Below are 22,498 nucleotides of genomic sequence, written 5' to 3' on the forward strand. Positions count from 1 at the left end.
TTCTTGTGTCAGCATAGTGGCAGAATCAAACCCGTTTATATGTATTTAATATTCCTCATTATTGGGGTTATCATAACGTTTATCTTAAGTGTCCTCAGCGGTGGAGGAGCCAGTTTGTTAGTCATGCCGATCATCGCAGCATTTATCGGTGTGCAAGGTGTAGCGCCGATCATGACGATCGGAATCGCTTGTAGCAGCGTTTCTAAAACATTTTTCTTCTGGAAAGATATCGATTGGCATTTATTTAAATGGCTTTTTCCTTCTACTGTTATCGGGTCGGTGATTGGGGCGCGCCTGTTGGCCGAAGTGCCCACAGATCTGCTACAGGTTATCATCGGGCTGTTTCTGGTCTCTACTGTCGTGCAATTCAAAGCGCCAGAAAAAACGGAAGTAGAAAATAAAAAATCGATCAAAGCCTGGCATTTTGCGCCCATGGGATTGGTTGTTTCCTTTCTTTCGGGATTGATTGGTGGCGTAGGTCCGTTGATGAATTCGGCATACCTCAAGTACGGCATGTCCAAAGAAGCACTGTTAGGAACCCGTTCTGCTAACGCGATATTATTACACGTTACTAAAATCATCAGCTATGCTGCCTTAGGGCTCATTAATGGTGAAATTGTGAAATACGGATTGATCGTTGGTGCGGCCTCCATGGTTGGCGTCTACTTCGGGCGCAAGCTTTTAGGACGCATTTCCGAATACATGTTTCGCATGATCGTGGTGTCTAGTATGGTCCTGAGTGGTATCTATATGTTGATTAAAAACAAAGAATACATCCTTTCGTATTTGTCGGATGTATCCATTTAATTGGAATGAAGTATGCTTATGAGCATTACAAGATCATAAGCAGGATATATGACTATGAAAAATTAAAAAGTTAGATAGGTGCTATCTGCGATTGCTATATACATTATGCATGCAGCACATTCAGATAGTGCATAAGGCCGTTAAAAGACAAAATTATATATATGAAACTGTCCATTTCTAAAGGGGTTCATTTGGTAGAGCCGGGAGATTTCGAGCCGGCGGATCACTGGTATCCACGCGCGTTGAACTCCAACCTACACCCATTGGTGTCTTATTTTTTAAATCTAAACAATCATCAGCTAGTGGAGCGCTATGTGCGCTTAAATCCGCATGTGCAAAGTGAAGCATTAGAGAAGGTGATTAATTACACGCCTAAGTATTTCAAATGGGCGGGTACCGACTTGATGCACGTGGTGAATAGCAAGGGCCAGAAAAAGCTCGTAGTTATCGAAACCAACTCTTGCCCATCGGGTCAGAAATCGATGCCATTGCCAGAGTTTGATCCAGAAAGTGGGGGCTATTACAAATTGATGAACGATACGTTCAAGCCGATTGTCGATGCACACGAAGAGACGGGCGCACTCGCGCTGATCTACGATAAGAATCCGATGGAAAATGTGGGCTATGCTTCGGCGATTGCCGATGTGTTTGGTGAGCCCGTGTATTTGGCAGAATATAAATCAAGCGATACGGAATCTGTGAAGTTTGAGAACGGTAAACTGCATATCCAAGATGAGCAAGGCAATTGGGTGCCAATTAGAGCGGCGTTTCGCTATGTTACGCAGCATCCTTGGGATCGCATTCCGGAGAAATCCAAAACCTTGCTATTGAATCCTATCGAAGCTTGTTTGGCCGGAGGCCGAAACAAAAGTGCCGCTTACAAAGCGTATGCAGATTTCAACCAAGAATTTAAGAAGGATGGATTGGAGATTTACGTGCCCAAAACTTTCTTAGATGTATCACTGGGTGAATTGGCTTCGTACTACGATCAACTGGAAGGAAGCATGGTCATAAAAGTTCCGGATAGCAATGCAGGACAAGGTGTGTACACGGTGACTTCGCAAGCGGAGTTTGATAAAGCGTACCAAGCGCTATCGGTCAATCCAGATGATAAATACCTCATTCAGGAATTAATTTTCAGCAATGCAAACGAAAAGTTCGAAAATGCCTTTTACCATATAGGTACCTTGCCAGATACCAAGAACCGAAGCTTTGCCTTCGACGCACGGATGATGGTGCATGCTACAGATAAAGGGATGAGGCCATTAGCCATTTATTCTCGTAAATCTAAGTATCCACTTAATCAACCTTTGCCAGAAGGGCTGGACTCTTGGGAAGTGTATGGTACTAATCTGTCGGTCAAGAATACCGACGGCTGGTCTTACGACGACGTGCGCCTGATCTTGTTCGATATTAAAAATTTCGGTATATTAGGTCTTGGTCTGGATGAGTTGATTGAAGGTTTTGTGCAAAGTTGTATGGCCGTTTATACGATAGATCAACAAGCTAAAAGAATGTTTGATTAAACAAGAGAAAGATATGAACAATGTATTGGTTATAGAGGATGATTTGATGTTTTGTAAGCTTGTAAGTAATTACTTGAACAAAAACGGGCATCAAGCATCGCAGGCTACAGATGGTGCTTCTGCGAAGGAGCAATTACAACGAACGGAATTTGATGTAGCACTGGTGGATTACCGTTTGCCAGATACGAACGGCGTCGATCTGGTACGTTGGATCAAAGAAAATACACAGGTAAGCAAAGTGATTGTGATGAGCCGCATGCTCGATGAGCAATTGCGAGAAGAAGCGCAGTCTTTGGGCGTCACTACTTTCCTTAACAAACCTTTCAATCCCTCAGAGCTACTGGAACTTCTGAAATAGAAATATTCTCATTTCATGTTAATCGCATGGCGCTAGCAGTGCCATGCGATTACTATATGGCTACATAAATTTGCTCGTCCGTGAATTCATTAAAAAGCAAGATATTCTTCATTCTTATGCTGTCGGCACTCTGTATCGGCGGGATAGGCTTTTATTCGATCAATAACCTGTTTGAACTCACGGATCGTGTAGCGCAATTGTCCAATCCGAATAAGAAATGGGAGCTTTTTCGACAGATCACGTCTGATTTACATCGCCTCAATGATGTATTTTACACGCAAAGTCTACACCCTGCGGAAGATTTCGACAGCCAGCACGTGCTGCTGATCGATTCTATCGGAGATAATATACGCCAATTACGGTCACTTTATTCAAGTGAGCTAGACTCGGCGGATATTCGAGGTTTAGACTCGATTCCGGTGGTCTTAGAACAGATAAAGAATGAGTTTCGCGTGCTGAAATCCATGCGTAGTGAAAAACAGTTGGAGGTTCTCGATAACTTAGAGGAGGATCTATTAGCGAAGCTGGATACCTTTAGTTCTAGTGATTCGCTCAATATTGTGGATCGTATCTCGCTAGAAATCCGCAGGCGAAATATCCCAGATAGTATGTTTTTCCAGCAGGAAGCCACTGGTGATAAAAAGAGAGGCTTCTTCCAGAGGTTATTTTCAAAATCAAAGCCAGCACGGTCAGAACCGAAGGTGCTGCAGCAAACCTATAAAACCATCTCGGATACGGTTGTGCACACGGTGACAGATACCGTCGTGGTCGAACGTGTCGATCTGCCACCCACAGAAGATCGGGTGACCGAGGTTATAAAAGATGCTTTCACGAATTATTATACGGATGAGCTGGAGCTCATGGAGCGAATTAATCAAAATGAGGTTAAGCTTTATCAGAAAAGTGCTCGTATCACGATGGATCTCGAGCAGATCTTAAATGATTTGCGTTTTCAGGAGAATAATCAGACGATGGAGCAGGCGCGTCGCACGGCCGCATTCTCCAAGAATTTCCAGCATACCATCATCGTTGTCATTGTTTCATTTGCGGTGTTGAGTTTCTTACTGGTATTCCTGGTAGGCCGAGATATCAATAAGAACAAGGAATATCAGGAACAGATATTGAATAATGAAGAGAAGGCCAAGCGAGAAGTAATTGCGAAGCAACAGTTTTTGACGACGATGAGTCACGAGCTACGGACACCGCTTACATCGATCATTGGCTACGCCGAATTGCTTGACGCGTCGGATACCAAGGCGCGCTCCATCAAGTCATCTTCGCTGCACCTGCTCAACGTAGCCAACGAAATCTTGGATAGTGCCAAGATCGAGTCGGGCATCATTGAGATCTCGGATAACGTGTTTGATCTGACCGAGCTGCTGCAACAAATCAAAGATAATACGGTCAATATGATTGCAGATGCTAAATTGGAAGCGCAGTACATCCTGCCGCAAGAACCATTCTACGTAGCGTCAGATCCCTACCGTATTCAGCAGATCATTTATAACCTAATCCACAATGCGATTAAGTTTAGCTATAAGGGTTTTGTCAAACTAACTGCCGGTGTAGTAGAGACAGATGGAATTTACGAAGTGAATATCGATGTGGCCGACTCGGGCATCGGGATTCAGGAATCTAACATCAATCGGATCTTCGAAGAATATCAACAAATTGGTACATACAAGAACAAATCTAAAGGCATTGGACTAGGTTTGGGCTTGGTGAAAAAAGTGGTGCAACAACTAGACGGAACTATTTCGGTCACAAGCAAGGTAGGAGAGGGCTCTACATTCCACCTCTTTTTGCCTTTGAAAAAGGCAGATGCACCGGTGTCTAAAGATGAAATTGCTAGCTTGTCAAAATCCTTGCTGAAAGGAAAAGAAATTTATTGTGTCGATGATGATCCACTTATCACGAAGCTGTATGAAATGATCTTGAGCGAGTATGGGGCAAATGTATCTTCTATAAACGAACCACTGAAGGCCTACCAGCACTTGAAGCAAGAAGGGGGTAAATATGATCTAGTCATCACGGATGTCAAAATGCCGGAGATGACGGGACACGAATTGCTTGCAGCTTTGACGGCAGATGGCGCGCGGCCAAAGAAAGTGATTGCGTCTACCGCCAACGTATTGTTGAACGACGAAGAAAAAAATGAGTTAGAAGCTTATGATGCATACATATCCAAGCCAATCTTAAAGATCAAACTCTTGAAGTCGATCACCGAAATCCTAGGGGTGGCTTGGGATACATCTGGACCGCAAGAGTCTGGTCTTGCTTCCAATGGTTCATCACAACCGATGTTTTATCTCGAAGATTTAGAGGCATTCACGATGGGGGATGATGCTATGCTGGAAGAGGTATTGGAGGAGTTGCAGCAAGGCAATAGCACCATGTTACAAGATGGTATGCGTTATCTGCGTGAGCGCAATACGGTCGCTCTAGGAGAATTGGTGCATAAGCTTAGTTCGCGCTTCGCGCAGATTAAAGTCAAGGAAATTCGTCCCGTAAAACCACTGGAAAAGGCCTTACTTAATCAGGAAGATAAAATGACGGAGGCCGAAGAATTGCTCACCTATTGGAGCGAGGTCAATCACCTGTTGGAGCAATATATTGCCGATCGGTTTAAGCCAATCGGCTAGAAAACAGTTTTGTGATTCCGGTTAGGAGAACGTAAGTTCCGCATCGAATTGATGCTCGATTTCTTCCAGTACTTCCAAGATCTCAGCCAGCGTAGGGAGGCTCACCAAGCGCATTCTATATTCTTTAAAATTTGGAATGCCTTTAAAGTAGTTGGCGTAATGTCTGCGCATTTCAAAAATACCCGTTTTGTCGCCTTTCCACTCGATGGATTTTGTCAAATGCGTTTTGCACACATCAACGCGTTCTTTGATGGTTGGGCCATCCAAGTGTTCACCCGTTTCAAAAAAGTGTTTGATCTCTCTAAAGATCCACGGATAACCAATCGCAGCACGGCCAATCATAATGCCATCTACTTCGTATTCTTGGCGCCATGCCGCTGCTTTCTCCACGGAGTCCACATCACCATTTCCGAAAATTGGAATTTTTACACGCGGATTTTTCTTGACATCCCGGATCATCGTCCAATCTGCTTGTCCTTTATACATTTGTGCACGGGTGCGACCATGAATCGAAAGCGCTTTGATGCCCACGTCTTGCAGCCGTTCGGCAACTTCGTACACATTTTTCGTGTTGTCATCCCAGCCTAAGCGCGTTTTGACGGTTACCGGCAAATTCGTGCCTTCAACGACGGCTTTAGTCATAGCGACCATCTTATCGATATCTTGCAACAGGCTGGCGCCTGCACCACGACAAGCTACGTTCTTGACCGGGCAACCATAGTTGATATCGATCAGATCTGGTCCGGCTTGAGAGCTGATCTCTGAGGCCATGCGCATGTGGTCGATTTCAGAGCCAAAGATCTGAATCCCAATCGGGCGTTCGTACTCAAATATGTCTAATTTTTGACGTGACTTGGCCGCATCGCGAATCAATCCTTCTGATGAGATGAACTCGGTGTACATCATATCCACCCCATTTTGCTTACAAACAAAGCGAAACGGCGGATCACTTACATCTTCCATAGGTGCAAGTAATAGCGGGAACGCGCCCAAATCTATATGATCTCCAATTTTTACCGACATAGCGGCACAAAGATACGAAATATTTTATTTCAGGATGTTAAGGTCCTACTACATAGCCTAGCATGTAGTCGTTGAAGCGTTCGTAGTAGACATCAAAAACGTGCGACGTACCATGCGCCTCCAAGCGAACTTGCATCACGCCTTGCGGCGTGTATTCAAAAGGTAAGATCGTCATGTTGTGGTAGAAGGAAGTGCCTTTGTTGCCTTGCAACTTATACACAGCCTCTTTTGCGCACCAGCACGCATACAGCTGTTCGATGCGGTTCAGGGTAGCAGGAATAAAAGCAAGTTCTTCTGGCCGAAGAAATTTCTCTCTGATCCGTTCTATCTTATCTTTCACCAGTTCTAGGTCAATACCGCACGCTCCTTTGTTGCTCAACATGGCGCCGGCATAGTCAAAAGAATGTGTAAGTGAGATCTGCATGGGGTAATCTGGGAGATATGGCTTGCCATTTGGGTCTGGTACGCACTGAATATATTCTTCCGTTTGTAACAATTGCCGTAGCAACACTCTAGTAGCCAACCAGTGCAATGTACGCTGTCCCTTATTTAAGGTTTTTAGCGTATGTGACTCGACGTCATTGAGTTGTAGAAAGGACAATAACTCGTCAGCTGTTTCCTCAATTTTCCAAATCGCAAATTTAGAGTCTGCATCGAGCTCCCGTAGATAGACTAATCCCATATTCAAAAATAAGCAACAAAAGTGAAATTTGCTGAATATCATTCAATGATGTATTTTTGATGCCCGGCTATTTTCCTAATGTCGGGTTTAACGAGAGAAAATATGATCTTATCTGATAAGCGAATACTGGCAGAGATTGAAGAGGGCACGATAGTCATTGAACCTTTTGATCGTACCTGCCTTGGTACCAATTCTTACGACGTACACTTGGGCAAGTACCTTGCTACCTATCGTGATCGTGTTTTGGATGCAAAGAAACACAACGAGATAGATCATTTTGAAATTCCGGAAGATGGTTTTGTCTTACAGCCGGATACCTTGTATTTGGGGGTAACACTGGAGTACACCGAAACGCACAAGCATGTTCCGTTTTTGGAAGGAAAATCTAGCACCGGAAGATTAGGTATTGATATTCATGCCACCGCAGGTAAAGGTGATGTTGGCTTTTGCAATACCTGGACGCTAGAAATTTCCGTAGCTCAACCGGTTCGTATTTATGCTGGAATGCCTATTGGACAGTTAATTTACTTTGATGTAGAAGGTGATATCGAGACACTTTACAATACCAAAGGAAATGCTAAATACAACACTAAAACCGTACGACCAGTCGAAAGCATGATGTGGAAGAACTCCTTTTAGCTCGAGTAATACGCTAAAGCTTTCTTATATTACCATTTCATGGCGATTCTATCCATTGCAAAAAGATTTCGTAAAGACAATCCTCGTTGGGTGATTCTACTCATCGACATCACGATTGTGCTTTTTTGTTATTTTTTCTCCAGTTACATGATCAATAGTTCCAAAGGAAGATTTGATTACGAGCTGATGTTTCAAAAAGCCTTTACCGTCACAGTAGCATACACGATTTCCTTCGTTTTTTATCGTACGTATCGCGGTATCGTACGACAGGCCGGTATTCAAGATGCAGGTCGGATTATGGTTGCCACCTTTAGTGCATTGGGCGTACTGGTAGTGATTTCGCTGATAGCGCGCAATACGCTGGAAAGAGAAGAGCTGTTGGGCCAATTTCTCCGACTATCGCATGCAGTGGTGTTTATGCACGCGTTTTTGACCACAGTGGCACTGGTGGCAGCGCGCGTATTTTATCGTACGGTTTATGAATCCCTTTTTCTGTACGGACGTAAACTGACTCGGGTATTGATCGTTGGAGCAGGAAATATGGGCGCGATCACGCTCAATATTTTGCGGGGCGATATCAAGCAGAAATACAAAGTGGTGGCCTTTGCCGATGATAATTCGTCGCGGATTGGTAAGATGATTCACGGATATAAAATTTTGGACATCAATCGGCTCAATGAAGATACCGTGCAGTATATGAATGTCGACGAAGTGATTATCGCGCTGGATGATAATAATCAAGAACGGTTAAATCACATCACGCAGATGATCGAAGCCTGTGCAGTGAAAATAAAGATTTTGCCATCCTCTGCCAAAATGCTGCAGGGCCAGATCGCGGTGAATCAGCTACGGCCATTACAGATTGCCGATCTACTGGGCAGAGCTGCTATTCAGTTGGATAATCCCATAATTGCCGAAGCGTTGGCGGGTCGCGTGATATTAGTCACCGGAGGGGCAGGATCGATTGGAAGCGAATTGGTCCGACAAATTGCGATGAATACTGAAGCTAAATTGATCGTATTGGATCAGGCCGAATCGCCCTTGTATGATCTACAACAAGAGCTAAAGCACCTTGTTTCTTCGGATAGTGCGTTTGTTGTAGGCAATGTACGCGATAAGCAATTCATGGATAGCGTGTTCAAAAAATACAAACCTGCCATCGTATTTCATGCGGCAGCATACAAGCACGTGCCATTGATGGAACATAATCCATACGAATCTGTACGCACCAATGTATACGGCACGAAAATCGTAGCCGATCTTGCTAGTGCATATGGCGTGGATAAGTTTGTGATGATTTCTACCGATAAAGCAGTGAATCCGACCAATGTGATGGGCGCGACCAAGCGGATTGCCGAAATCTACGTTTCTGCCTTGAATGGATTAAGCGCCACCAACTACATCGTAACTCGATTTGGCAATGTGTTGGGTTCTAATGGTTCGGTCATTCCGTTATTCGAAAAACAATTGAAAAATGGTGGACCACTGACTGTTACGCATCATGATATTACGCGTTATTTTATGACCATTCCCGAAGCTTGCCAATTGGTGCAAGAAGCGGCAATCATGGGCAAAGGTGGTGAGGTATTCGTGTTTGATATGGGCAAGCCCGTTCGGATTACCGATTTGGCCAAGCGCATGATTCTTCTCAAAGGATACCGTTATCCAGAAGATATTCAAATCAAATACACGGGCTTACGCCCAGGCGAGAAGATCTACGAGGAACTGCTAGCTAGTGACGAAAACACCATACAAACGCATCATAAGAAGATTATGATTTCATTAGTGAATAGCGAAGATGCACAAACGAGTATGATGCAGATCGATGACCTCTGCATTTTTGTACACGACGCAGATCCAGAAAAAGATCAAATGGACTTAGTGCGACGGGTTAAAGCGCTGGTGCCAGAATTTACATCGCAGAACTCCAAATTTATGGATCTGGATGTTCCAAACGCGCACAACGAAGCGGTGCAAAAACATTAATTTTTTCTTTTTAGTTATCCTTAGTACATTCGGGTATGATCAAGCAGGAGGTAGTAGACAAAGTCCTGGATACGGCGCGCATAGACGAAGTCGTAGGCGACTTTGTACCCCTAAAAAAACGTGGCACTTCCTTAATTGGCAATTGCCCATTTCACGATGAAAAGACGCCTTCTTTCAACGTTTCGGTAGCCAAAGGTATCTACAAATGCTTTGGTTGTGGCGCGGGAGGCGATTCGCTCAAGTTCGTGATGGAGATCGAAAAATTCTCGTATCCAGAGGCGATCCGGTACTTGGCCAACAAATACCATATACAGGTTGAAGAAGTCGAGCGATCGCCCGAGCAGATGGCCAAGCAAGATAAACGCGAGAGCCTATTCGTGCTCAGCAAATGGGCAGGTCAGTATTTCGTAGATCAACTCTGGGATTCGGAAGAAGGCCGTTCCATCGGTTTGTCCTATTTCAAAGAGCGCGGTTACCGCGAAGATATTATCCGCAAGTTTGCCTTGGGCTATTCGCCCGATAAATGGGAAGCTTTGGTCACTGCGGCCGAGAATGCCGGATTTCAGAAAGAATACATCAAAGAAATTGGCCTTGCCATCCAGCGTGAAGATCAAAGTATGTACGATCGCTTTCGCGGTCGGGTGATCTTCCCAATCTTCAATGTCACGGGGCGCGCCATCGGATTTGGTGGACGAACGCTCAAGACCGAGAAGAGCGTACCGAAATATGTGAACTCACCCGAAAGTGAGATCTACCACAAATCCGATGTGCTATATGGCCTTAACTTGGCCAAAAAAGCGATCTCTGATGCCGATGTTTGTTACCTCGTAGAAGGTTATGCCGACGTGATTTCCATGCATCAGGCAGGCGTAGAAAATGTGGTGTCTTCCTCTGGTACATCGCTCACCAGCGGCCAGATTCGCCTGATCTCCAGATACACCAAAAATGTCATTATCCTGTACGATGGCGATGCGGCCGGTATCAAAGCGTCTTTGCGCGGTACCGATATGCTGCTCGAAGAAGGATTGAATGTCAAAGTTTTGCTCTTCCCCGATGGGCACGATCCCGATTCCTATGTGCAGAAGTTTGGCTCGGCACATTTTAAGGAATATATTGATAAGCATCCCGAGGATTTTGTGTTTTTCAAAACCAATATTCTCCTGAAAGATTCGGGGAATGATCCCGTCAAGAGAGCCGAAGTAATTCGGGATGTAGTCGAAAGTATTTCGTTAATACCCGACGAAATAAAGGTGTCGCTTTACATCCGTCAGTGTAGCACTTTGTTGGATATGGAGGAGCGGATTCTCCTATCGGAATTAAACAAAATGCGCATCAATAAGTCGGCCGCCAAGGAGAAAAAGGCGGCTGCTAGCGCTGGCGATCAGCCTCCGGCAGAATTCTTTGCTGCGATGATGGGTTCGGATGAAGGTGCTGTAATGCCACAACAGGAAGCCGCACCGCAAAGCACTAAGCTATCGCCTGAAATATTGCAGGAAAGAGAATTGATCCGCATATTATTAAACTACGGCAACGAACTCGTTACTTGGGATCCAGAAGTGGAGAACATGCCGATTGCGCCGTATCTCATCAATAACTTTGATGATATTAGTTTCGAAGATCCGGCCAGTGCATACATCTTCGATGTTTTCAAAAAGAAAATGGTCACCTTCGATATACCCGAAGCCAAACATTTTATTTCCGATCAGCACCCCGGCGTTTCTGATTTGGCGGTTACGCTCATCGCCACGAGGTATGAGCTTAGTCCAAACTGGAACGACGATAAACGCAAGATCCATGTCACCACAGAAATTGATCATCTGAAAAGCTTGGTGACCGAAACCGTTTACCGTCTCAAAAAAAGGAAGGTAGAGCAGGAATTGCAAAATATTCGGGAAGAGCTGAAATCGCCGCAATCGGCTGTCGACATGGAAATCTTGTTGGCCAAATACAAGAAATACAAGGATATGGAAATGATGTTGGGCGTGTACCTCGGCAATACGATCGTTAAATAAAACTACTGCATGACCGAAAAAAAAGATAAGGGCGATTTTGGCGAACAACGCGCACAAGCTTATCTTCGGAGTTGTGGTTACGAAATACTTACGGTAAATTGGCGACACAAACATGTGGAAGCCGATATCATCATGAAGGATGGTGACATCCTTGTGTTTGTAGAAGTCAAAACCCGTTCTTCGTTGCGGTATGGCTATCCGGAAGAATCCGTGAACTATGCCAAGCAAAAAAACCTAGTTCGGCTGGCGAATGTTTATCTCGCAAAATATGGGCATGAGGGAGAAATACGATTTGATATTGTATCCATCATTTCCGAAGATGAAGTTATAATAGAACATATTAAAGATGCCTTTTGGCAATATTAGTAGCGCTAACAAGATTTTTGAACTAAGATCTAAGATGAGTAGTTAGCCGTCAAAAAAAATACACATATGAAATACCAAGCTTTTGCGATAGCATTATCCGCCTGTTTATTCCTAGTAGGTTGTAAGAGTCAAAAAGGAAGATTCGAATTTGTAACACCGGAAGCGGGCACATCTGTATTGAAAGGGGAGAAGCTACAATTAGCACTGCGGTTCCCAGAAGAGACCGTGGACTCAATTGTATATTCGGTAGATGGAGCTTTGCTGGCAAGCAAGACAGATACCACGGCGGTAGAATTCGATAGTAATCAATTTAATTATGGTAATCGCAGCTTAAGTGCCAAAATATACTACGGAGGCAAAGAAGATATCGCGTATACCAATATCCTCATTGTGCCGCCGGCAGCTACAGCATATCAATTCGAAGTGCTTAATACCTATCCGCACGATCCTAAGGCCTTTACCCAAGGATTGCAATACGAAAATGGTGTCTTGTACGAATCTACGGGGATGCAAGGGCGCTCTTCTCTGCGCAAAGTCGATTTGAAAACCGGCAATGTGATTCAAAAAACCGATTTAGACGGGGAGCTATTTGGAGAAGGAATGACTATCGTGGGTGATAAAATTATCTTCTTGACCTATACAAGCGGAGTTGGATTTGTGTATGACAAATCTAGCTTAAAGCGATTACAAACCTTTGATTATACCAATCCAAAGCAAGAAGGCTGGGGCATTACCTACGATGGCACACGGTTGATCAAAACCGATGGATCTTCCTTCTTATACTTTGTGGATCCAGTTACTTTCCGCGAGCTAGGATCAATTGAAGTGTTTGACGATCGTGGACCTGTCGATAGCCTGAATGAATTGGAATATGTAGACGGCAAGATCTATGCAAACCTATATTATGCTGATCGCGACGAAGCGGTTATCATCAATCCAGAAACGGGTGTCGTAGAGGGAAAAATTAACTTTGTAGGTCTTTATGATGGCGAGCGTCAACCAGTAAACAATGAAATGAATGGTATTGCTTACAATGCCAATACCAAAACCTTCTACGTAACTGGAAAAGACTGGACAAAACTATTTGAAGTGCGTCTGTCGCCGAGATAGATTATAGTCGCGGAGCGCCGTCTTTGGCAGAGAATTTTATTGCTGAATTTAAAGAATTACTGGGCGCAGCTTCTTGCTCGTCCACACGGTCTGGATACAAAACGCCATGCAAGTGGTCAATTTCATGTTGAAAGATTACCGCGGTAAAACCTTCCACATTCTCTTCGATGATATCGCCAGTTGGTACAGCATACTGTAAACGAATCGCGTAGCTACGCTCCACCTCTTCGCGACGATCTGGAATAGACAAGCAACCTTCTGCGCCAGTGCGCAGTAAAGTAGATCGCCAGATGATTTTTGGGTTGATGTAACTTTCAAACGGTTCACCGGCTTTGTCAAAGCGCTGTACTAAGATCAGGTTTTTGTTGATGCCTACTTGTGGCGCTGCAATCCCGACGCCCGCATGCGCTTCATCTTGTACCGTCGCCAGCATGCGCGCAGCGAGGTTTTGCACGAGCGGATCAGTCGGATTAATATCCTCCGAAATCGTCGTCAATACGGCCAATTCCTTTTCATCTGTCACCAAATAAACGTGCATCGTTCCTGTTCCCTCGGTGATGAGCTTGCGTTCGTGTGCCGCAAAAGTGGATACGTTTTTTTGCTCCGCGGAAATGTTTTGTGCCATAAGCGTGCTGGTCTGGATCATGCACAGTAGAATAATAATAGCCTGATGCATAGCGTGTGGATTAGTTTATCAAATGTAGAGATTTTTTCTCAGTCTGGCATCCTAGCATTTAAATCGTATTTTTGTAAAAAAAGATATGCGTATAATGGCTTTCGATTACGGAACCAAACGAGTAGGTGTCGCCGTGACAGATCCGTTGCAGATCATCGCTAATCCCTTAACGACGTTGCATCCCGACAAATTGTGGCCGTTCCTCCACGAGTACTTGCAAAGCGAAGCGGTGGTTACATTTGTCGTCGGCAAACCGCGGCGACTGGATGGTACCGATTCTCAATCGGCGGAGCACGTAGTTGGATTTACGAGGCGATTGCAACGGGAATTTCCAAGCATACCGGTCGTGGAGATTGATGAGCGATTTACGTCCAAAATGGCGTCAGCCGTTATTTCGCAGAGCGGCATGAACCGCAAGAAAAGACAGAACAAAGAGACGGTTGACACCTTGTCGGCCACCATCATCTTACAAGATTATATGAATAGCAAATCCATCTACTAATGGCATTAAAAGATATTACTTTCTTCGTCGAAGAGATCGACTTTACATTAAAACAAAAGCAAAAGGTGCGTCAATGGATCGCTGATACCATCAAAGCCGAAGGCTTTGGCCGTGTTGGGGAGTTGAACTTTATCTTTTGCTCGGATGAGTATCTGTTAGAGATCAATAAACAATATCTAAATCACGATACATTTACCGATATCGTGACATTTGATAGCTCAGAAGACGAAGATGTAGTTGCTGGAGATATATTTATCTCCGTAGATCGTATTCAGGATAATGCGCAAAAGTTTAGCGTGCCGGAGAGCGATGAGTTGCATCGCGTGATTATCCACGGTGTGCTACACCTTTGTGGGTACTTGGATAAAAAAGCAGCGGACAAAAAGTTAATGACTGCCAAAGAAGATCATTATTTGGGTACGAGAGCATTCGCCTAATATGATTTCTCGTTTTGACGAGTTGCGTTAGCTAATAACAACAGAAGGCCTGAATTATGCAATTCAGGCCTTCTGTTTTATAAACGGGTTCGACTAGAAACGCTCTAATTGCGAGAAGAAGAAATTTCCTTCGATCGCAGCATTTTCGTCCGAATCGGAACCATGTACCGCATTCGCCTCAATAGATTTTGCATATTTATTACGGATTGTACCCGCATCCGCTTTAGCGGGATCGGTTGCACCGATCAAAGTACGGAAATCCTCTACAGCATTTTCTTTTTCCAAAATAGCCGCTACAATGGGACCTGAAGTCATGAATTGTACTAGCTCTCCGTAGAATGGACGCTCTTTGTGTACTGCGTAAAAGTTACCTGCTGTTGTATCTGAAAGGTGTACATATTTCATCGCTACGATTTTGAAACCGCCAGCGGTAATGTCATTCAAGATTGCTCCGATATGTCCGTTTGCTACTGCGTCCGGCTTAATCATCGTAAAAGTTCTGTTAGTTGCCATATTGGGTGAAATTTTATGCAAAGGTATGAATTTGACAGCGAAAAAAAGCGTAGCTCTATGACAAATTGCTCGCTGTCTACTGGAGTGTAGCAGCCACTAAATGCGGCAGCATATCCTTTTGGAAAGAGATGAAATTCTTGCGGACATCTGCGTCAGATACTGCCGTAAAAGCAAAGGAGAATACAATGTTCTTGCTGCATTTGATCAGAAACGTCAACTTTTCCTCCGGTACGACAGCACCAATTGTTTCATTTTGGATAAAGGAACTGAGTAGCAGAAATTCCAAATCGTCGGATAGAATTTTGAGGTATTCTTGCGCATTGGCCGATTCACGGATAAACTCCCAACCAATAAACTCATTACACACCGTGTACGTGACGCGACTTACGCGAAGAATCGTTTTTGCTAGAAAGGTGCGTAAATCCTGTTGACCGACTTCTTTACTCAGAATATCCTGTACGTTTTCTTGGATATAATCCATCAGCACAGCGTGCAGGATGAGCTCTTTGCTGCTGAAATGCTTGTAAAAAGTGGCTTTTGCCACATTAGCATGCTTGGCGAGCTCGTTGACGCTGGTTTTATTATAACCATATCGCCTAAACAGCTCGCGAGCAGATTTCTTAATATTGTTTACAATAATATCCGTATCCATAAGGTCGCGCTTTACTTTGGCGGATGTTTATAACGTTTGTCGCGCTACTTTGTTATAAGATTTCTGTTTCGAATTGGGATAAGAACCGCGTATCGTTTTCAGAGAAAAGACGCAGGTCGCGGATTTCGTATTTGAGGTTGGTGATCCGCTCTATACCCATACCAAAAGCAAATCCGCTATATTTTTTGGAGTCAATCCCACAGTTTTCCAACACATTAGGATCCACCATGCCACAGCCCAAGATCTCTACCCAACCTGAGTTTTTACAAAGTTGGCAACCTTTACCTTTACAGATCGTACACGAGATGTCCATCTCTGCAGAAGGCTCTGTAAATGGGAAATAAGAAGGGCGGAAGCGCACTTTCGTACCTTCACCATATAATTCCTGCACAAAGTGAAAGAGCGTTTGTTTCAAGTCGGCAAATGATACATTCTCATCTACATACAAACCTTCTACTTGATGAAAAAAGCAATGTGCTCGCGCAGATATCGCTTCATTGCGGAATACTCTTCCCGGCATGATCGCACGGAAAGGCGGCTGACCAGCTTGCATCAGACGAACTTGTACCGAGGAAGTATGCGTGCGCAACGCGATGTCGTTTCCATCTTGTTTTTTGATGAAAAACGTGTCCTGCATATCTCTAGCGGGATGCTCTGGCGGGAAGTTCAGTGCAGAGAAGTTGTGCCAATCGTCTTCGATTTCTGGCCCTTCTGCTACGATAAAACCCAATTTTTTGAAGATCTCCACAATTTCCTTGCGAACCAAAGAAAGCGGATGACGGGAACCAAATTGGAATCCTTCGCCCGGAAGCGTTAAATCACCGTCGAAAGCCTTTTCTTGACTGTCGCTAGCGTCGCCCACGGAGTCAATCGCGTTCTGTAGCGTAGATTCTGCCAGGATTTTGAATTCATTCAATACTTTTCCAAGCGTCCGTTTCTCTTCGGTCGAAACCGATTTAAATTCTTCAAATAGGGATTTTACAATACCTTTAGACACCAAAAATTTGAGGCGAAATGCTTCAATCTCGGCTGTATTGGTCAATGAACTTTCCTGAATCTCCTGCGTATACTGCGCTATTTTATCTTGCAACATGGCTCAAAGATACTGGAAAATATTAAAAATTCCTTGCACCTCTGTGTTGCAACAAGAATCTGTTGCTTTAGCTATCTTGAATTAAAATGGAAGGCCATCATTATCATCATCGTTCTCGCGGAAGTCTACCTTTTCCTCATCGGGTTGATCTTCGGGTCTATCGCTACTGCGCTCTCCCGACTGCGGCTCAAAATCAGAACGTCTACCTAACAAATTGAAGCTTTCAGCTACGATCTCCGTGGTAAATCGACGCACACCTTCTTTGTCCTCGTAGGTGCGGGTGCGTAACTTACCTTCAATGTATACGAGTTTGCCTTTTTTCAAGTATTTAACCGCTAAATCTGCCAAAGCGCGCCACAGTACGATATTGTGCCATTCGGTTTGTTCCACTTTTTTGCCGTCTTTATTGTAAAATTCGGAAGTAGCCAGTGGAAAACTTGCAACAGAAACGTTGCCGTCTAAATAGCGAATTTCAGGATCTTTGCCAAGATGTCCAACTAGTATAACTTTGTTTACGCTTGCCATAATGGAGTAATTTAGGGTGTTAGTTTGGGAAGTTGTCCGTCCTTAGGAAGGAGAAGATCAGCTTATGTTTAGCTAATTTATCTAAATTATCTGACAAAATGTATTCCCAGTCCGTTTTTTTATTTTTAATCATCACGTCTTCTGGAAGCAAATAGAACTGGGCGTATATGTGCTGATGGCTCAATACTTGCTTGATCGGAGCGCCTAATGGAATGGGTGTTGCAGAGTCGAAATGCGCAATATAGGCGTCGCTGTTCTGCAATTCGTCCACCAATATTGGAGCGTTTGTCTCCAGCATAGGGAACTCATATAAGTTTGCCCAGATGTCGCCCTCCGGTCTTTTGGCTACCATCACTTCTGCACCACGGCGAATGATAAAGTAATGAAAATACCGCTTTCGTATTTTGGTCGTTTTCACTTTTCTAGGTAGCAGATCGATGCGATTGCTTGCAAAAGCATCACACTGATCGACAAAGATACAATCAGCACACAAAGGTTGCTTCGGCTTACACACTGTAGCGCCAAAATCCATAATCGCCTGATTGTATAAGCCGGGTTGTTTGGTGCTAATCAGGGAATCAGCTAATTCTTGAAACTGTTTCTTTCCTGCCCCGCTGTTGATGTCGGTGTCAATGCCAAAAACTCGAGATAATACACGGTACACGTTGCCATCAACCACCGCACGCACTTCATTGCTGGAAAATGAGGCAATGGCGCTGGCGGTGTATGTGCCAATACCTGGTAGCTTAATCACCTCTTCATATGAAGTGGGAAATGCGCCATTGAAATCACTTAGCACCGCCTTCGCTGCTTTGTGCATATTGCGAGCACGCGAATAATATCCTAAGCCTTGCCATAGTCGTAAAATAAAATCTTCTTCTGCTTGCGCAAAATCACGAACCGTTGGCAGCTGTGTTACAAAAATCTGAAAGTAGGGTAGGCCTTGCTCTACACGTGTCTGTTGCAGAATGATTTCCGATAGCCAGATGATATAGGGATCAGATGTTTGCCGCCAAGGTAACTCTCGCCCATATTTTTCGTACCACGCGATGAGTTTTGAAGAAAATGACATGAGGCCAAAGTTTGAAAATATCGTGCCGAATTGCAAAAATTAGTGTTAAAAATTGTGAAAATATGAGGGTAAGTTTGAATAATCAGTAAGTTTGCGACTGTGTAAAAAAATATAGGAGCAAAAAATTATGCTGAAGAAGAAGACTTCTGTACTGATTGTTAGCGCTGATGGTAACCCTAACAAGAAGATTCAGATTCCTACATTCTTACTGTCTTATTGGAAACATATTGCGTTTTCATTTGCTACAGTTGTATTGTTGGGTGTTGTGGGGATTGTTTATTTCGTGAACCATCGAAATGAGAAACTGTATGCAGATGTATACTTGGAGAAGATTGATAAACTTCGACAGCGTAATCAGCAGCTTACATTAGACGATGCGAGTAAGCAGGTCAATATAGATGATGTAAGACGCTCCATCAATAGCTTTGATAGCACCCTCAACCGCATCAATGCTAAAATGAAAAAACGTGGCTTGAAAGCCATAGCTCTCAACAACGCCGGTGGCCCACTGGTAGAAGACGATGATAATCTTGAAGAATTAGCCAAATATTATGTCAACATGCTCGAAGATGTAGAAAATCGGTTGGACGGCGCTCCATTCGGTCGCCCACACAGCGGTCGCATTACATCTCGCTACGGTTACCGAGGAAATCCATTCACCGGAGGTGGCCGTGAAAGACATTCTGGTATTGATTTCAAAGGTCGTACCGGTGAAAACATCAAATCTACCGCTAAAGGAACGGTGATATTTGCCGGATACAAAGGTGGATATGGAAACCTAGTTGCTGTAAGGCATGCTAATGGATACGAGACTCGTTATGCGCATCTAAGTAGAATTCGAGTGAAATCTGGACAACGTATTGATGTAGGTACTATTGTTGGTTTGTTGGGTAGTACAGGTCGTAGCACCGGGCCGCACCTTCATTACGAAGTGTTGCAAGGCGGTCGTACGATTAATCCTGAAAAGTATTTCCAATTTTAATAGATCCATATAAAGTCGATAGTAACCATTATGTTCAACGCCAAGCAAGATAAAGTCCGCAAACTAAATCGTCCAGAAGATTTCCAAATCAGCACGGTCATTGCGGAAGGAATCTCTATCGAAGGTGATTTGATTGGTACAGAAAGTTTGCGCATTGATGGTAAGATCAAGGGCAATATCCGCATGAATAAAGGTGTGATTATTGGCGAGTCGGCTTTTGTAGATGGTGATATTTCCTGCGAAACATTAATAATATATGGCCATGTCAAGGGTGATGTGCAATGTCAAACGCTTACACTCAAGTCAGTAGGTAAATTGTATGGCAATGCAGCGATAGCACAATTTTCGGTTGATATGGGCGGACAGTTGATCGGTGCTGTTACGGTAGCCGATGCGCGTGAGCCCATGCTATTAGCAAGTAAAGCCGACTAAAGCCATCATTATTACGCGATTTTTAACATGAGCGAAACCACTTTCGTCATTCATACCTTACATCGGGGGCGGTTTATCCAAATTCTGCTCGGCTCTTTATTTGCGGTCGGAATTGGAGCTTCTTATATCAATATAGAAGAGATCCCAAAGATTATTGCACTTCTTTTTTGTCTACCATTGCTTTTGTTTTTGAGTGTCAAAGGGAGTCAGCAACCCTCCACATGGTCTACCAAAGCAGGAACGTTGCACATTGTAAAAGGTAGCAAAAATTGGGAATTTGACCTGAAAGAGATTACCCATATTCAAAATCACTTGCGTTCTGGCGGCAATCTGCTAGCCATTCACAAAAAGAAAAAATTCCAACCCATTCGTTTTTGGCGCAATAAACTGTTTCAATCTGTCGATGAGATGGCTGAAATGCTGCGTCATTTGGAAAGCTTGGGTGTGCCGGTAACGCTGGCCTAAAGCGAGTCATAAGTCACCAAGTACTGCTCTATCGCATATTTTTTACGAAGCCTTCTCGCCAATAGTTTCTTTTGTTTTGTAAGTTTGGCTTCTATGAAGCTACTTTATACTTTTCTTTCCCTTGGCCTTTCTCTTTTGATGTTGCAAGCTCAAGCGCAGCGAAAAGGTTATTGGCAGCAGGGAGTGGATTATACCATGCATATTGATGTCGACGAAAAAGCATATCAATATGCTGGAGATATGAAATTATTATATACCAACAACTCCGGCAAGCCACTAAATAAAGTGTATTTTCACTTGTATTTCAATGCTTTTCAGCCCGGTAGCATGATGGATTACCGATTGCAAACCATTCCAGATCCTGATAAGCGGATGATGGCCAAGTCTGGTAATTCGAGTGCGCTGCAAAGTCGAATTTCGCTATTACAACCTAATGAGATCGGCTATCAAAAAATAAAATCGCTGACCTTTAATGGGGCTCCCACAAAGTACGCGGTAAGCGGTACCATATTGGAAGTAGAATTGCCTGCGACGTTAGAAGACGGTGCCGTGGGCGAATTTCATATGACTTGGGATGCGCAGGTGCCTGAGCTGATTCGCCGTAGCGGTCGCAATTCCAAAGAAGGTGTGGCTTTGTCGATGACACAATGGTATCCAAAAATGGCCCATTTCGATGATTACGGATGGCACCTGGACGAATATGTGGCGCGTGAATTCATTGCACCATTTGGCAATTTTGATGTCACGATTCACTTAAATAAAGATTTTGTGGTGGGCGGATCAGGTAAGTTACAAAACCCTAAGCAAGTGAAAGGATATGATCGGTCGGCCAAACCAAAGGCTGACAAAAACAATAAAGTGGCTTGGCATTTCAAAGCCAATCAAATACACGATTTTGCTTGGGCGGCAGATCCCAAAATGATGGTCGATTCCGCGAAAACCAACGGTGGTGTGACGGTGTATACGGTCTTTCTGCCCACAGATAAGGAGGTGATTCAAAACTGGAAAACGGCGTTAGGTTTGGCGACGGAGTTTTTTGATTTTGCTTCCGCAAAATTTGGTGCATATCCATGGCCGACGTACAGCATTTTGCAAGGTGGCGACGGTGGCATGGAATACGGAACAGCAACGCTAGTAACTGGCGGACGAAAACTAGAGGGATTGGTGGGCGTGATTTTCCATGAAGCAGCACACTCTTGGTACCAACATCTGTTTGGTATCAATGAAACGGTCGATGAATGGTTTGACGAAGGTTTTACGAGCTATGTGCAAGACATCGCGTTCCAACAGTTGTTCGACAAGAAAGGCGCTGTAGAAACTAACCCGATGATCGATTCGTACCGCGCGTATTACAAACTTGTGCTATCAGGAAAAGAAGAGCCGATGAGCTTGTTGGCTGATTACTATAAAACCAACTATGGCTACACGCAAAGTTCTTACACAAAAGGTTCTGTGTTGGCAGAGCAGTTGGGTTATATCATTGGTAAAGAGAACTTAGAGAAAACATTCTTGGCATTCTATGATCAATGGAAGTTCAAACATCCGACTCCGAATGATTTTAAACGGGTGGCTGAAGAGGTTTCAGGCATCAATCTGAAATGGTACTTCAATCTATTCATCAATACTACACGCACGATAGATTATGGTATAGAGCAGGTAACGGATCAGCAAATCGTATTACGGAATAAGTCGGATCTGGCCATGCCATTGGATGTATTGGTAGAATACCAAGACGGCAGCCAAGAGTTGTTTTACATTCCGCTTCGCGAAATGCGCGGACAAAAACCTGCGGAAGGATACGCGCTGTATGATGGTGTAAAACGGACGGTGCTGGAAGATTGGTTCTGGACAAAACCTACGTACAACATCGCTTTATCTAAAAAGCCAAGGAAAGTAACAATAGATCCTACGCAGCGCTTAGCCGATGTAGAATCGAGCGATAATACGGTTACTAAATAACAACAAAAAGAGCCAACTCCATCGAGTTGGCTCTTTTGC

At 44.0% G+C, this 22,498-nt stretch carries 23 protein-coding genes; 15 read left to right on the forward strand and 8 right to left on the reverse strand.

The genetic code is table 11. The features are described 5' to 3' along the window. Positions 1–39: 39 nt before the first annotated feature. From AC3IRT_RS01330 to AC3IRT_RS01345, 4 genes are all read left to right on the forward strand, one after another. Complete coding sequence (locus tag AC3IRT_RS01330; RefSeq protein ID WP_489394750.1) at positions 40–807, forward strand: sulfite exporter TauE/SafE family protein; 768 nt, start codon at positions 40–42, stop codon at positions 805–807. 161 nt (positions 808–968) lie between these two features. Then, a complete protein-coding gene (locus AC3IRT_RS01335) occupies positions 969–2,333 on the forward strand; it encodes a hypothetical protein (protein WP_489394751.1) in 1,365 nt (454 codons plus the stop codon). 13 nt (positions 2,334–2,346) lie between these two features. Then, positions 2,347–2,691 (forward strand): response regulator, encoded by a 345-nt coding sequence (locus AC3IRT_RS01340; protein ID WP_489394752.1) that lies wholly within the window; start codon positions 2,347–2,349, stop codon positions 2,689–2,691. A gap of 80 nt (positions 2,692–2,771) precedes the next feature. After that, a complete protein-coding gene (locus AC3IRT_RS01345; protein WP_489394753.1) occupies positions 2,772–5,333 on the forward strand; it encodes a hybrid sensor histidine kinase/response regulator in 2,562 nt (853 codons plus the stop codon). 21 nt (positions 5,334–5,354) lie between these two features. On the opposite strand, the gene dusB is transcribed toward AC3IRT_RS01345, so the two are convergent. Continuing rightward, positions 5,355–6,356, reverse strand: a complete 1,002-nt coding sequence (dusB, locus tag AC3IRT_RS01350; RefSeq protein ID WP_489394754.1) for a tRNA dihydrouridine synthase DusB — start codon at positions 6,354–6,356, stop codon at positions 5,355–5,357. 37 nt (positions 6,357–6,393) lie between these two features. Continuing rightward, positions 6,394–7,038, reverse strand: coding sequence for a 4'-phosphopantetheinyl transferase family protein (locus AC3IRT_RS01355; RefSeq protein ID WP_489394755.1), 645 nt, complete (start codon positions 7,036–7,038; stop codon positions 6,394–6,396). A 102-nt stretch (positions 7,039–7,140) separates the two neighbouring features. Between AC3IRT_RS01355 and dcd the strand changes: the two genes are divergently transcribed. The 5 genes from dcd to AC3IRT_RS01380 all read left to right on the forward strand — a co-directional run bounded on the left by dcd (position 7,141) and on the right by AC3IRT_RS01380 (position 13,151). Next, on the forward strand, positions 7,141–7,677 hold the full coding sequence (gene dcd, locus AC3IRT_RS01360) for a dCTP deaminase (RefSeq protein WP_116775578.1): 537 nt from the start codon (positions 7,141–7,143) through the stop codon (positions 7,675–7,677). A 39-nt stretch (positions 7,678–7,716) separates the two neighbouring features. Then, on the forward strand, positions 7,717–9,663 hold the full coding sequence (locus AC3IRT_RS01365) for a polysaccharide biosynthesis protein (RefSeq protein WP_489394756.1): 1,947 nt from the start codon (positions 7,717–7,719) through the stop codon (positions 9,661–9,663). 35 nt (positions 9,664–9,698) lie between these two features. Beyond that, the gene (gene dnaG, locus AC3IRT_RS01370; RefSeq protein WP_489394757.1) at positions 9,699–11,675 is read left to right on the forward strand and encodes a DNA primase; all 1,977 of its coding nucleotides are present in this window, start codon (positions 9,699–9,701) and stop codon (positions 11,673–11,675) included. A 9-nt stretch (positions 11,676–11,684) separates the two neighbouring features. Continuing rightward, complete coding sequence (locus AC3IRT_RS01375; RefSeq protein ID WP_489394758.1) at positions 11,685–12,041, forward strand: YraN family protein; 357 nt, start codon at positions 11,685–11,687, stop codon at positions 12,039–12,041. 66 nt (positions 12,042–12,107) lie between these two features. Further along, positions 12,108–13,151 carry a glutaminyl-peptide cyclotransferase gene (locus AC3IRT_RS01380; RefSeq protein ID WP_489394759.1) on the forward strand — a complete coding sequence of 348 codons (1,044 nt, stop codon included), beginning with the start codon at positions 12,108–12,110 and terminating at the stop codon, positions 13,149–13,151. Position 13,152: 1 nt separating this feature from the next. On the opposite strand, the gene def is transcribed toward AC3IRT_RS01380, so the two are convergent. Beyond that, positions 13,153–13,776, reverse strand: a complete 624-nt coding sequence (def, locus tag AC3IRT_RS01385; protein ID WP_489394760.1) for a peptide deformylase — start codon at positions 13,774–13,776, stop codon at positions 13,153–13,155. A 136-nt stretch (positions 13,777–13,912) separates the two neighbouring features. Here def and ruvX point away from each other — a divergent pair, with 136 nt between their 5' ends. Both ruvX and ybeY read left to right on the forward strand, forming a co-directional pair. After that, positions 13,913–14,329, forward strand: coding sequence for a Holliday junction resolvase RuvX (gene ruvX / locus AC3IRT_RS01390; protein WP_489394761.1), 417 nt, complete (start codon positions 13,913–13,915; stop codon positions 14,327–14,329). Beyond that, positions 14,329–14,766 (forward strand): rRNA maturation RNase YbeY, encoded by a 438-nt coding sequence (gene ybeY, locus AC3IRT_RS01395; protein ID WP_489394762.1) that lies wholly within the window; start codon positions 14,329–14,331, stop codon positions 14,764–14,766. Before ruvX ends, ybeY begins: the two co-directional genes overlap by 1 nt. A 93-nt stretch (positions 14,767–14,859) precedes the next feature. On the opposite strand, the gene AC3IRT_RS01400 is transcribed toward ybeY, so the two are convergent. From AC3IRT_RS01400 to mutY, 5 genes are all read right to left on the reverse strand, one after another. Then, positions 14,860–15,279 carry a nucleoside-diphosphate kinase gene (locus AC3IRT_RS01400; RefSeq protein ID WP_489394763.1) on the reverse strand — a complete coding sequence of 140 codons (420 nt, stop codon included), beginning with the start codon at positions 15,277–15,279 and terminating at the stop codon, positions 14,860–14,862. Positions 15,280–15,355: 76 nt separating this feature from the next. Next, positions 15,356–15,931: a TetR/AcrR family transcriptional regulator gene (locus tag AC3IRT_RS01405; protein WP_116775130.1), complete on the reverse strand. Its 576-nt coding sequence runs from the start codon at positions 15,929–15,931 to the stop codon at positions 15,356–15,358. 52 nt (positions 15,932–15,983) lie between these two features. Beyond that, positions 15,984–17,024 (reverse strand): phenylalanine--tRNA ligase subunit alpha, encoded by a 1,041-nt coding sequence (pheS, locus tag AC3IRT_RS01410; protein WP_489394764.1) that lies wholly within the window; start codon positions 17,022–17,024, stop codon positions 15,984–15,986. An 81-nt stretch (positions 17,025–17,105) separates the two neighbouring features. Then, positions 17,106–17,549 (reverse strand): single-stranded DNA-binding protein, encoded by a 444-nt coding sequence (locus tag AC3IRT_RS01415; RefSeq protein WP_116775128.1) that lies wholly within the window; start codon positions 17,547–17,549, stop codon positions 17,106–17,108. A 19-nt stretch (positions 17,550–17,568) separates the two neighbouring features. Further along, positions 17,569–18,621: an A/G-specific adenine glycosylase gene (gene mutY / locus AC3IRT_RS01420; protein WP_489394765.1), complete on the reverse strand. Its 1,053-nt coding sequence runs from the start codon at positions 18,619–18,621 to the stop codon at positions 17,569–17,571. 127 nt (positions 18,622–18,748) lie between these two features. On the opposite strand from mutY, the gene AC3IRT_RS01425 reads away from it, so the two are divergent. The 4 genes from AC3IRT_RS01425 (at position 18,749) to AC3IRT_RS01440 (ending at position 22,459) form a co-directional block, all read left to right on the forward strand. Beyond that, the gene (locus AC3IRT_RS01425) at positions 18,749–19,603 is read left to right on the forward strand and encodes a M23 family metallopeptidase (protein WP_489394766.1); all 855 of its coding nucleotides are present in this window, start codon (positions 18,749–18,751) and stop codon (positions 19,601–19,603) included. Between the two features lie 30 nt (positions 19,604–19,633). Continuing rightward, complete coding sequence (locus AC3IRT_RS01430; RefSeq protein ID WP_489394767.1) at positions 19,634–20,035, forward strand: bactofilin family protein; 402 nt, start codon at positions 19,634–19,636, stop codon at positions 20,033–20,035. Positions 20,036–20,062: 27 nt separating this feature from the next. Further along, positions 20,063–20,500, forward strand: a complete 438-nt coding sequence (locus tag AC3IRT_RS01435; RefSeq protein ID WP_489394768.1) for a hypothetical protein — start codon at positions 20,063–20,065, stop codon at positions 20,498–20,500. 93 nt (positions 20,501–20,593) lie between these two features. Then, positions 20,594–22,459, forward strand: a complete 1,866-nt coding sequence (locus AC3IRT_RS01440; protein WP_489394769.1) for a M1 family metallopeptidase — start codon at positions 20,594–20,596, stop codon at positions 22,457–22,459. The last annotated feature ends 39 nt before the right edge of the window (positions 22,460–22,498 follow it).

The sequence above is a fragment of the Sphingobacterium sp. KH_072 genome, assembly GCF_057837975.1.